The sequence below is a fragment of the Bacteroides propionicigenes genome (assembly GCF_018390535.1).
Taxonomy (GTDB): domain Bacteria; phylum Bacteroidota; class Bacteroidia; order Bacteroidales; family Bacteroidaceae; genus Bacteroides; species Bacteroides propionicigenes.
Genome location: NZ_JAHBBW010000002.1, coordinates 380,917 through 394,348, shown reverse-complemented (window position 1 = coordinate 394,348; position 13,432 = coordinate 380,917). Strand labels below are relative to the sequence as shown.

The window sequence follows — 13,432 nt, the reverse complement described above, 5'->3', positions numbered from 1 at the left end:
ATGAAGGATGAAGGATGATGAATGAAGAATTTACCTTGCGAGATAGCTGTATGGCGCAACTCATTCATTCATCATTCTTCATTCTTCATTCATCATTAAAAAGAACGATTATGAAGAAAGAAATAATAACTCTGATGTGCGCAACTGCTTTATTGAGCAGTTGCCATATCTACAAATCATATGACAGACCCGAAGATATTACTGTGGAAGGTCTGTATCGCGACACCGTTGCCGGGGGCGATACACTTGCCGCAGATACCGCCAACTTCGGTAATCTGCCGTGGAAGGAAGTGTTTACAGACGCCAAGTTGCAGACGCTTATCGAGCAGGCATTGACCAATAATGCCGACCTGCGTAGCGCTGCACTGACTGTAAAACAAGCTCAGGCAGCGTTAATGTCCGCACGTTTGGCTTATGCCCCGATGCTGGCTCTCTCCCCGCAAGGCACAGTAAGCAGTTGGGACAAAGGCAAGGCTACACAGACTTACTCGCTCCCGGTAACAGCAAGCTGGCAGATAGACCTGTTCGGCCAATTGCTGAATCCCAAACGCAAAGCGCAGGTTTCTCTGAAACAGACGCAGTTCTATGAGCAAGCCGTACAGACACAAGTGATTGCCAATGTAGCCAATATGTACTACACATTGCTGATGCTCGACCGTCAGCTGCAAATCAGTGAAGGCACTTGTGACATTTTGAGACGTAACCTCGAAACCGTAGAAGCAATGAAAGATGCCGCTATGGCAAACAGTGCGGCTGTAGAGCAAAGCCGTACCGCCTATGCGCAAGTAATGGCTTCCCTGCCCGACATACGCCAAAGTATTCGCGAAACGGAAAACGCATTGTGCCTGATGCTGAACCAACCGGCACAAAGCATTGCCCGCGGCACTTTGGAGGAACAGCAGTTACCGTCTGAATTCTCCACAGGCATTCCTTTGCAACTGCTATCAAACCGTCCTGATGTGAAAGCCGCTGAAATGTCGTTGGCCGCAAGCTATTACGATACCAACAGCGCACGCGCCGCATTCTATCCGCAGATTACATTAAGCGGTTCTGCCGGATGGACCAACAGTGCCGGTTCTGCTATCGTCAACCCGGGCAAGTTACTGGCATCCGCTATCGGTTCGCTGACACAGCCGTTATTCTACCGCGGTGCTAACATAGCCCGTCTGAAACAGGCAAAAGCACAGGAAGAACAAGCCAAAATTCAGTTCCAAACCACCTTGCTCCAAGCTGGAAACGAAGTAAGCAACGCCTTATATCAATACCAAATGACTTCAGACAAAGCGGTTTCACGCGAAATTCAAGTGAATTCTGCCCGTAAAGCTGCGGAAGATACAAAAGAATTGTTTAACTTAGGCACGTCAACCTATCTGGAAGTCTTATCTGCCGAGCAGTCTTACCTCAGTGCACAGCTTTCGGAAGTGGCCGACACCTTCGACCGTATGCAGTCCGTAATAAGCCTGTACCAAGCGTTGGGCGGAGGAAGAGAGAAGTAACATAAATGAAGAATTAAGAAGAATGAATTCTTCATTAAAAAGTCATTCAAAATTGGAAAACATGATTAGTCCATTAGCATCGGTAGATTCTACCGCAAAAATCGGTAAGAACGTAACCATTCAGCCTTTCGCTTACATCGAGGGAGATGTGGAAATCGGTGATGACTGTGTGATTATGTCAAATGCAAGTATCCTCAAGGGTACTCGTTTAGGTAAAGGAAACAAGATACATCATGGCGCCGTACTGGGTAGTGAGCCACAAGATTTTCATTATACGGGCGAAGCAAGCCGGTTGATAATCGGTGACAACAACGATATTCGTGAAAACGTTGTTATCAGCCGCGCCACGCACGAAAGCGGATGTACGCGCATTGGCGATAACAACTATCTAATGGACGGTGTGCATCTCTGCCACGACGTACAGATAGGCAATCACTGCGTATTGGGCATCAAGAGTACGGTAGCGGGCGACTGCCGCATAGATGACTGCACAATTCTGAGCAGTAACGTCATCCTGCATCAGAATTGCCACATAGGCAGTTGGGTGCTGATTCAGGCAGGTTGCCGCATCTCAAAAGATGTACCGCCATATGTCATCATGAACGGTAATCCGGCAGAATACCACGGCATCAATGCAGTGGTACTTCAACACAAGCATGAGGTTACCGAGCGTGTCTTGCGCCATATCGTAAATGCTTACCGTCTGGTATATCAAGGAAACTTCAGCATACAGGATGCTTTGCAGAAGATTGAGGATCAGGTTCCGATGAGTGATGAGATACACAACATCATCAACTTTATCCGTGACTCGAAAGGGATTGTTAAGTAAGATTCAATAACAAACTTTTTTTTAATAGAAGACGCATTATCTGTTCTGCCCGAACAGATAATGCGTTATATATAAATACATCCTCCTACTCGAAACGCAACGCCCCGAAGAACTCCGGACAATGGAAATTCGGTTTCTCCAAACCGATAGGGTTCCACGACAGGAAATGGGGAGTCTGCAACTTATCACCGCACTTATAGAAGTTGGCACGGATAACCTTACCATCCAGCGAGGTAATATTGTGCAAGAAGAAAGCGGAATAAGGTATCACCAATGCCACCTCCCAATTACACTCTCCTACCCGTTCCTCAAAATCCTCACGGCCCAAGGAAGACCAACGTTGCACTTTATCGAGTATTTCCTGTGACGCATGCTGGCGGTTGGAACGTTCCGCCCCAGCACCGATAAGCAATCGGCCCGCACAGTTACATTCCATATTATAATACACCCCGTCTCCGGCAGGAACAGAGAAAAACTCCACACAGGCATCTTCCCAAACCGGGCCGTTGTCTTTGCCCGCTACCGCACGCACACTGGCTTCTTTCACTTTAAAGTGAAGCAAAATGGCATCATCCGTATGGGCTATACGGAACTTCACGTCCGGGCAATATGGAAACGCCGTCCAGTTCACTGTATTGATTGGCTGAAAAGCCACTTTTTCTTCATCCAAAAGAGCCGGAACCGATTCTACCGGTATGCTTGCCATGCTCACTTTCTTGACATCCAATTCTTTCATTGTCTTATTTTTAGGAGTTAATGCAAATAAGGGCAAAGCGCAGCAGCCTATTACTGCCGCCGTCAGACACCTTTTTAAATGCATGAAGCTATGAATTTCTGCATTTCCGGAGTATGTTTCTCTACGCTCTGCAGCAATTTGAATTGTGCTTTTGTGCGCACCAGATTATGTTCCGGATACTGAATCTTATAATATGTATCGCCATTAATGTAGTCCGCAAGGAAACGCACACACTGCATATAGGGGAACAAAGCGGCTGCATAGGGCAGGTTCTCTATCTCTATCGGCAGCAGGAAAGATTTGGCCGACTCCAGATAGCCTTTTGTGAAAGCCTTAAATATTTCCATATTGAAATTCACATTGGCAAGTTCCTTGTCATCTTCCAATCCGGTATTGGCTCCCGAACGCAGGAAGTCACCGAAATCGGAGAATACAAAGCTGGGCATCACTGTGTCAAGGTCGATGACACAAAGCACATTGCCGTTTTCATCAAACATCATATTGTTGACTTTCGTATCGCAGTGGCAAACACGCTTGGGCAACTTGCCTTCGCGGTGCAAACGTTCCGCCTTGCACATTTCATCGGCACGGCGTTCTATCTCATCCAGAAAATACTGAACTTCCTTTACACGTCCGGCAGCGTCAGCCGCAACGGCATCACGAAGCTGCTTCAAACGGAACTCCATATTATGGAAATCGGGAATCGTCTCACCCAATTTATCGGGAATATCGGCAAGCATGGCTTGGAAATTACCGAAAGCCACACCGGCATAGTAGGAATATTCGGGATTGACTGTCTCGTATGTCTTGGCATTGGGAATAAACACCATGACACGCCAATAGTTCTCTCCGTCAAACCAGTAAGTCTTTCCGGTATCGGCAGGAAGGAAATGAAGCACTTTGCGCTCAATGTCCTTCTCGCCTTTTTCTTCCAGTTTCTTGCGGATATGGGTCGTTACAGCATTGATATTGGCCTGCAACATTTCCACATCTTGAAAAATGGCATGGTTGATACGCTGCAATACACAGTCGGGAACATCGGCTTCAAGAGTGGTTACTCTATACGTGTCATTAATGAGTCCGGAACCTAAAGGTTTGATTTCTTGAACCGTACCCTTTAATTGGAAATGAGATACGATAGATAAAAGGTCTTTCATGATAATTATAGATTAATTTAGTGGTACAAATATACGTTCTTTATCACATACAATCCGTTTATAATTGTTCGATGAATATCCAAAAATATACATTTAAACAAATATAACCGCAAAAACCAAATAATAAATGAGATTATTTGTACAAAATATTTATATATTTGTGACTGAAACCTTAAAAATAACTCAACGTGCAAAAGCTTGTCATCAGATTATTCCTCATTTTAGCGAGCGTAGCTTTCGTAAATGTACATGGACAGAATATCACCTTTAATCATCTTACCACCGACGACGGACTATCACAATTTTCCGTAAACAGCCTGTATGTCGATGAGAACGGTATATTATGGATTGGTACGCGCGAAGGGCTGAACCGCTACAACGGAGAAGACATAAAGACCTACAAACTGCAGAAGAATGACCCTAACAGCCTTTTTTGCAACACAGTACTGCGTATTGTGGGTAATCATAATGAAAAGATTTACCTGCTATGCACCGAAGGAGTAGCCGAATTCGACCTTGCCACTCAAAAGTTCACCACTCTGCTGCAAGGCAATATCAACAGCATCTACTACAATAACGGCCTTTTCATCGGCAAAAAGAACGAAGTATACCGCTACAATGAAGAAACCGGAAACTTCGACCTATATTATCAACTGTCCGCCGGAAATCTGGAAATCTTTTGTATGCACATTGATAAAGGTTACCTTTGGATGGGTACTACCACCAACGGTGTGTATCGCCTGAACATTGATAAAAAAGAATTGACACACCCCATCCGGAAAGGGAACATCACCAGCTTCTATCGGGACAGTGAAGGAGAGTTATGGATTGGCAGCTGGGAAGAGGGTTTATTCCACGTAAAGGCAGACGGAAAAATCGAAAACTTCAAGTACGACGCCAAGAACCCGCACAGTCTTTCCTCAAACTTCGTAAGGGCATGCTGTGAGGATAATCTGGGCAACATATGGATAGGAACTTTCAACGGATTGAACCGTTACAACAAAAGCACCGGCTTGTTCCAGAACCATACCGCCAATGACATACAGGCCGACGGTCTTACCCACTCTTCCATTTGGTGTATTGTAAAGGACAACCAAGGTACGCTATGGCTGGGAACTTACTTCGGCGGCGTCAACTATTTCAATCCCGAGTATGAAATCTACACCCGTCACGCCTACTCTTCCAATGAAAAGAAAGGCTTGAGCAATCCGGTCGTGGGACGTACCATCGAAGATAAAGACGGCAACCTATGGATTGGAACTGAAGGCGGCGGCCTGAACTACTATAACCGTCGTACGCGCGAATTCAAGTGGTATCGCCCGCAGGAAGGACGAAACAGCATATCACATAACAATGTGAAAGCGCTCTACTACGATGCCGACAAAGAAATTATATGGATAGGCACTCACTTGGGCGGCCTCAACAAGCTGGATATACGATCGGGACATTTTACCCATTACCGCATGGAAGAGAACAACCCGCAAGCTCTCCCGTCAGACATCATCCGCGACATCACTCCCTACAAGAACCGCCTGATTATAGCAACCCAGAACGGAGTATGTCTCTTTGACCCTGCCAACGGAAAGTGCCAACAACTGTTCAAAGACAGTAAAGAGGGAAAATCTATTAAAATGGTAGCGGATGTCCTGCTCGACTCGAAAGGTACGCTATGGATTGCCGCCACCGGAGAGGGCGTCTTCAGTTACCGTTTCGACACCCGCAAACTGACAAACTACCGCCATGATTCCGCCAACCCGAACAGTCTCAGCAATAATAATGTAAACAACATAATGCAGGATAGCAAGAGTAACCTCTGGTTCTCTACTTCGGGCAGCGGTCTGGACCTCTATCGCCCTGCAAGCAATGACTTCGAGAACTTCGACAAAGAGAAAAACAATCTTGCCACCGACTGTATCTATGAGACACAGGAGTCCACCACCAGCGGCAAATTACTGCTCATCACCAATCAAGGCTTCTCCATCTTTGACTATCGGAACAAGGATTTCAAGAATTACAGTGCCGAAAATGGCTTCCCGCTGACAGCCGTCAATGAAAATGCACTCTGCGTGACCCGTGACGGCGAAATTTTTCTGGGTGGCGTGCAGGGTATGATTTCCTTCCATGAGATGGAACTGAATTTTACTCCGAAGCCTTATAAGATTGTCCTTTCACGTCTCATCGTAAACGGACAGGAAATACACGTAGGAGATGAAACCGGGATATTGCAACGCTCTCTGTGCCATACCAAAGAGATTACACTCAACGCAAACCAGAGTATGTTCAGCATAGAGTTTGCCACCTCCAACTACATACCTGCCAACAAAGACGACATCATCTATAAACTGGAAGGATTCTCCCATGAATGGACCAACACGCGCGGACTGCGTTCCATCACCTATACCAACCTGAACGCAGGTACTTATACCCTGCTCATCAAACCGGAAGGAAAAGACGAAAGCCTTTGCCCGCAAGTGCAACTCATCATCCACGTATTGCCGCCATATTACAAGACAACGCTTGCTTACTTTATATACCTTATTATAATAATAGCCGTTTTGTGGTATCTGGTACGTACCTATAAATCGAGAATTAAACTGCGTGAATCTCTGAAATATGAACAGAAACATATTCAGGACGTAGAAGCGCTGAACCAATCCAAACTGCGCTTCTTCACCAACATCTCGCACGAATTCCGTACTCCGCTGACTCTTATCGTGGGTCAAGTGGAGACTTTGCTGCAATTACAGAATTTCACACCTGCCGTTTATAACAAGATATTAGGTATTTACAAAAACAGTATCCAATTGCGCGAACTGATTACCGAATTGCTCGACTTCCGCAAACAGGAACAAGGTCATATGAAAATTAAGGTCAGTCCGCACAACATCGTAAACTTCTTGTACGAGAACTATCTATTGTTCCTCGAATATGCCAGTTCAAAACGGATTAACTTCAATTTCGAAAAAGAGACTGATGAATTGGAAGTGTGGTACGATCAGAAACAGATGCAGAAGGTTATCAACAACCTTCTATCCAATGCCATCAAGCACACAGAAGAGGAAGACACCATAACCCTTAGCGTAAAGAAAGAGGAGAATAACGTCATAATCCGCGTAAAAGATACGGGAAGCGGTATCGACGCAAAGGAAATAGACAAGATATTCGACCGCTTCTATCAGATAGATCCGGTAAACTCCACAAGCGCCGGTAAGAGCGGTACAGGTATCGGGCTGGCCCTGACCAAAGGTATCGTAGAGTTACATCACGGCAATATCCGCGTAGAAAGTGAACTTGGTAAAGGTACAAGCTTCATCGTGACCCTGCGATTGGGCAATGACTTCTTTGACGAAGAGCAAATCAACCAAAATCCGGACTGCGTACACCAGATTGAAGTGCCCAAACCGGAAACAGATGCTTTCCTGAAAACCGAACTGGAAGAGAATGCGCCTATCAAGCGTATTCCGGACGCCAAGATGCTGATTGTAGAGGACAATGACTCCATTCGCGAAATGCTTGCCAATATCTTCAGACCATTCTACCAAATACTGACGGCTTCCAACGGAGAAGAAGGTTGGGAAACGGTACGCAGTGAAATGCCCTGCATCGTGGTGAGTGATGTGGTTATGCCCAAGATGTCGGGAACAGAATTGTGCAAACTCATAAAAACCGACTTCAACACCTGCCACATTCCCGTAGTATTGCTAACCGCACGTACTGCCATTGAACTGAACATTGAAGGCCTGCGCATCGGTGCGGACGATTATATCACCAAACCATTCAATACAAACCTGCTGATATCCCGCTGCAACAACTTGGTAAACTCACGCATCCTCTTGCAGGAGAAGTTCAGCAAACAGCCACAAACGGCCGCACAGATGCTCGCCACCAACCCGATAGACAAGGATATTCTGGATAGAGCCATGACTATCATAGAAGAACATCTGGACGATACGGAATTCAATGTCAATGTCTTTGCGAGGGAAATGGCAATGGCACGCACCAACCTGTTCACCAAGCTAAAGGCTATCACCGGACAAACTCCGAATGATTTCATACTGACTATCCGCCTAAAGAAAGGCGCCCTGATGCTGCGCAACAATCTCGAACTGAACATCACCGAGATTTCCGACAAGATAGGATTCAGTTCTTCACGCTATTTCAGCAAGTGTTTCAAAGACATCTATCATGTCAGCCCGCTCGCCTACCGCAAAGGAGAAGAATCCGACAAAGAGGAAGAAGGAGAAGAATAGACAATACATCTTTTGGACTTTTTCATGCTTCTGTGTGTACTATTCTATACACAGAAGTCGAAAAAGAGCCCATATCTTTGGACACAGAAATCAAACTTTAAAGTCCAAAGACTATGAAACATTTATCTAACCTTTTACCGTATCTTCCAAGCGCGGTACTTTTGATAGGCTGTGGAAGCTCCTCTAAACAGGAAGCCCGGAATGATTCATCGCAGAAGCCGAATGTAATCTATCTCATCGCCGATGACTTGGGTATTGGTGACCTTAGCTGCTATGGCGCCACTAAAGTAAGCACTCCGAATATCGACCGCCTTGCCGGCCAGGGTATGCAGTTTACTAATGCTTACGCCACTTCCTCCACAAGTACCCCCTCCCGCTTTGGACTGCTGACAGGTATGTATCCATGGAGACAAGAGAACACCGGTATCGCGCCGGGTAACTCTGAACTGATTATCGATACAGCTTGCGTTACGATGGCAGATATGTTCAAAGAAGAAGGCTATTACACCGGAGCCGTCGGCAAATGGCATCTGGGACTGGGTCCCAAAGGCGGAACAGACTTCAACCGTGAAATCAGACCAAATACACAGGATATAGGCTTCAACTACGAGTTCATCATTCCCGCCACAGTAGACCGTGTGCCTTGTGTTTTCGTAGAGAATGCTCATGTTGTAGGTCTTGACCCTAAAGACCCTATCACCGTCAATTACGACCACAAGGTAGGCGACTGGCCCACGGGGCTTGAAAATCCCGAATTAGTGAAAATGAAACCCAGCCAAGGGCATAATAACACCATTATCAACGGTATTCCCCGCATTGGCTGGATGACCGGCGGCAAATCCGCTCTTTGGGTGGACGAGGACATCGCAGATGTCATTACCGACAAGGCTAAAGACTTCATCGTTTCACACAAAAACGAACCTTTCTTCCTATATATGGGTACGCAGGATGTTCATGTTCCCCGCGTTCCTCATCCACGTTTTGCAGGGAAGAGCGGCTTAGGCCCGCGTGGTGACGTTATTTTACAGTTGGACTGGACGGTTGGTGAAATTATGCACACCCTCGACAGCCTGAATATTGCCGATAATACAATCTTCGTATTATGTAGCGACAACGGCCCTGTCATTGACGACGGTTATCAAGACCAAGCCTTTGAACTACTGAACGGGCACACTCCGATGAAACATTATCGCGGGGGCAAATATAGCGCATTTGATGCCGGAACCCGCATTCCATTCATTGTCCGCTGGCCGGACGGAATCAAACCGGGTAAGCAGCAGGCTCTGTTCTCCATGATTGACGTATATGCCTCATTCGCAACTTTACTGAATCACCAACTTCCCGCAGGTGTTGCTCCCGACAGCCGCGACCAACTCAGTAACTTCCTCGGTACAGACACCATCGGATGCGACTATGTGGTACAACAGAATTTGAATAATACCTTATCTATCATTCAAAATAACTGGAAGTACATTGAAGCAAGCGACAAACCCGCATTGGAATATTGGACTAAAATGGAAATGGGAAATAATCCCGAACCCCAACTTTATAACTTATCTATCGATCCTTCGGAAAAAAACAATATTGCCGAAGCCCATCCTGATAAAGTAAAGGCACTGTCCACCCTACTGGAAGAAGTAAAAAACGCAAATAATCAGAAAGTTATAGAATAGCTGGTAATTATATTGTCCGCAGGTAATGTACAAAATCAGATTATTTGCGGACAATAAGCAAACGTTTTCAATCTAAATATCATATACATTTGCGCAGTGATTTTAACTATGATTCAAGTAAATCTAAATTAAAAGCAACCTTTTTTCAATAACCAATTAAATTAATATTTATGAAACAGAAATCTAATCTACTAAAGACATTAGGTACTATGTTGCTCTTTGTATTATTTGCTATCCAAGCAAATGCACAGAACATTACAGTAACAGGTACAGTAACCGACAACCTTGGTCCAGTGATTGGTGCTTCTATCCAAGTAGAAGGAACATCTAACGGATGTATCACCGACATCGATGGAAATTACAATCTTCCTAACGTTCCTGCAAATGCGACTCTTGTATTTTCTTATATCGGCTATCAGTCACAAAAGGTGGCAGTAGCCGGAAAAACCAAAATTGATGTAAAACTGAGCGAAGACAGCCAATTACTGCAAGAAGTTGTGGTAGTAGGTTACGGCGTTCAACGCAAGAGTGACTTGACAGGTGCAGTGGCTTCTGTGAAAGCAGCTGAAGTGATGAAAAATACTCCGACTGCTACAGTTACAGACGCTCTACAAGGACGTTTGGCCGGTGTATCGGTAGCCAATGGCGGTGACCCTTCCCAAGCTTCAACAATTCGCGTCCGTGGTATTAACTCTGTATCCGGTGATACAGGACCGTTAGTTGTTATTGATGGCTTTATCGGCGGCAACTTAAAGAATATCAACCCAAGCGATATTCAGTCTATTGAAGTTTTAAAAGATGCTTCAGCAACAGCTGTTTATGGTTCACGTGGTGCCAATGGTGTCATTCTGGTAACCACTAAAACCCCGAAAACAGATAAAACAACAGTTGAATTCAACGCTTTTGTAAATGTAAAAACCGTGCTTAAAAAGCCTGATATGCTAAATGCAGGGGAATTTGCAGACCTTGCCAATCAGTTTAAGAAAGAGTATTATACAAAACCAGAGCAACAAGGAGCTCTCTACTCTCCCGAACAAGTAGCTGCATTCAAAAACGGACAAGCCGGATTCAACTACATTGATCATATCTTCAATGAACCGGCTTTAGCACAGAATTACGATCTCTCCATATCAGGTAAGAATGGAAAAACCAGTTATCTGGCTTCTTTGCGTTACGAAAACACAGAAGGTATTATCAAAGAATCTGTATATAAGCAATATAACTGGCGTTTAAAATTAGATACTGAAATCAAGAAATGGGTTAATGTAGGACTTAACTTATGGGGTGACTATAGCGAAACCGCAGGTCCGCGTATGACGCAATATAACGGTTTGCTTCTGTCTGCCATTAACTATGCTCCAACAGTAGAACCAAAAAATGACAAAGGTGAATACAACAATAAATTCGCCATTAATGGTAACCCCGCATACAATCCGATGGGACATATTGACAATATTAATACGGCTAACAAACGTCTCAACAACCATATCCAAGGATATGTAAACTTCAATATCCTTGATGGATTGACCTTCCGTTCACAAGTGGGTATCACATTTGCCAACAGACTGAGAAATGCAGCCCATAATGAAGATAGCTACAATTATTTTGCCAATTCCTACACAGAGGCAAATGCCAGCAGTGATTGGGATTTCAGTTTCTTAAATACCAATACTTTAAACTATACAAAAGAGTTCAACAGAAACCATCGTATTAATGCTACAGCCGTATTCGAACAACAACATTCAAACGACTATACCCATACCAGTACGGCACGCTATTTGGCATTTGCCGATAAATTAGGCTTCAATGGTCTTGAATATGCCGATCAGGCTTTAGCCAGTTCAAATAGAGAGAAAGCCTCTCTGATGTCCGGATTGCTCCGTGTTAACTACGTATTAATGGATCGTTATATGTTGACTGCCTCCATTCGTGCAGACGGTTCTTCTCGTCTGGCAGACAAATGGGATTATTTCCCCTCAGTTGCTTTGGCATGGAATGTAAAACAGGAGTCATTCATGCAAGATGTAGACTGGATGGATCAATTCAAAATCCGTTTAGGATATGGTGCCGTAGGTAACCAAGCTGTTGAAATCTACCGTATTTATTCACAAATGGAGGCTGTTAAGAACTCCGATGGAACTACTTCTTATGTCTTGGGACGACCCGCCGCAAGAGATTTGAAATGGGAGCGCAATATCCAAATCAATGCCGGAGTAGATTTCTCTTTCTTAAACGGACGCTTAACTACAAGTATCGACTACTACAATAAGTTATCTAAAGATATTTTGCTTGAAGTAGCTCAGCCTTACCACACCGGTTGGCCTTCATTGCTCAAAAATGCAGGTGAAATCCGCAATACCGGTATTGAAGTTACATTAGGTGCAACCCCTGTAAGTGGCAGAGACTGGAATTGGAGATCTGATTTAACTTTAAGTCATAATAACGGTAAATACGAACGTATTCCAACCTTGGATAAGAAACAATCCATGGGAGATAAGTTTGAGAAGAAAATCTTCAAAATGATTGAAGGAGAAAAGCTTGGAACTTTCTGGGGATATACCTATGAAGGCGTATGGAAAACGGCTGATGTAAATGCCATTGCCAAAGATAATCAAGGAAAGCCTATTTTGGATAAAAATGGTAAGGAACAGACTAATGGAACTCTCTATAAAGTAGTAGCCGGTCAAGCTAAATATAAAGATGTTAATGGTGACGGTGTTTACAATGAATCAGACCAAGATATTATTGGGTGCGGACAACCTATATTCAATTGGGGGTGGAATAATACCATTTCCTATAAGAACTTTGACTTATCACTTTTCATTGTAGGTTTCCACGGATTTGACATTTACAACGCTACTCATCAGTCTCGTTTCGGTTCATTGCCAGGATGTACTACAGACTTAGTCACTCCAAATCCAGAGTTCTTGAACCGTTGGACACCGGAAAATGAAAATACGGACATTCCGGGATTCGTACAAGTTGGAGCCGGAGATATTCGTGAGGCCATCAGTACCCGCTTCGTCGAAAACGGAAGCTTTGTAAAAGTAAAAAGTATCACATTAGGTTATAACTTACCGGAGAGTATATGTAAAAATATTCACATCAATGCATTCCGCCTATATGCATCTGTACAGAACCCGTTCCATTTCAGCGGTTATTCCGGTCTGGATCCTGAAGCTGCTTTAGGTACTGCTCTGACACAAGGTGCTGATTGGGGTGTATATCCTAACGGACGTAATTTCTTGTTCGGTATTAATCTTTCATTCTAAACCTATTAAACTGATATTT

Annotated in this window: 7 protein-coding genes; 5 read left to right on the top strand and 2 right to left on the bottom strand. The window is 44.4% G+C overall.

The annotated features are described in order from the left end of the window. The first annotated feature begins 110 nt into the window (after positions 1 to 110). The gene (locus KG118_RS04400) at positions 111 to 1,496 is read left to right on the top strand and encodes a TolC family protein (RefSeq protein ID WP_117710548.1); all 1,386 of its coding nucleotides are present in this window, start codon (positions 111 to 113) and stop codon (positions 1,494 to 1,496) included. A gap of 61 nt (positions 1,497 to 1,557) precedes the next feature. Then, the gene (gene lpxA / locus KG118_RS04395) at positions 1,558 to 2,325 is read left to right on the top strand and encodes an acyl-ACP--UDP-N-acetylglucosamine O-acyltransferase (RefSeq protein ID WP_117710547.1); all 768 of its coding nucleotides are present in this window, start codon (positions 1,558 to 1,560) and stop codon (positions 2,323 to 2,325) included. Positions 2,326 to 2,410: 85 nt separating this feature from the next. On the opposite strand, the gene KG118_RS04390 is transcribed toward lpxA, so the two are convergent. Beyond that, a complete protein-coding gene (locus KG118_RS04390; RefSeq protein ID WP_233514847.1) occupies positions 2,411 to 3,052 on the bottom strand; it encodes a carbohydrate-binding family 9-like protein in 642 nt (213 codons plus the stop codon). An 83-nt stretch (positions 3,053 to 3,135) separates the two neighbouring features. Then, positions 3,136 to 4,218 carry a phosphotransferase enzyme family protein gene (locus KG118_RS04385; RefSeq protein WP_117710545.1) on the bottom strand — a complete coding sequence of 361 codons (1,083 nt, stop codon included), beginning with the start codon at positions 4,216 to 4,218 and terminating at the stop codon, positions 3,136 to 3,138. A gap of 188 nt (positions 4,219 to 4,406) precedes the next feature. On the opposite strand from KG118_RS04385, the gene KG118_RS04380 reads away from it, so the two are divergent. The 3 genes from KG118_RS04380 to KG118_RS04370 all read left to right on the top strand — a co-directional run bounded on the left by KG118_RS04380 (position 4,407) and on the right by KG118_RS04370 (position 13,413). Next, on the top strand, positions 4,407 to 8,468 hold the full coding sequence (locus KG118_RS04380; protein ID WP_117710544.1) for a hybrid sensor histidine kinase/response regulator transcription factor: 4,062 nt from the start codon (positions 4,407 to 4,409) through the stop codon (positions 8,466 to 8,468). Between the two features lie 113 nt (positions 8,469 to 8,581). Further along, on the top strand, positions 8,582 to 10,141 hold the full coding sequence (locus KG118_RS04375; protein WP_117710543.1) for a sulfatase-like hydrolase/transferase: 1,560 nt from the start codon (positions 8,582 to 8,584) through the stop codon (positions 10,139 to 10,141). A gap of 170 nt (positions 10,142 to 10,311) precedes the next feature. Further along, positions 10,312 to 13,413: a SusC/RagA family TonB-linked outer membrane protein gene (locus KG118_RS04370; protein ID WP_117710542.1), complete on the top strand. Its 3,102-nt coding sequence runs from the start codon at positions 10,312 to 10,314 to the stop codon at positions 13,411 to 13,413. Positions 13,414 to 13,432 lie beyond the last annotated feature (19 nt).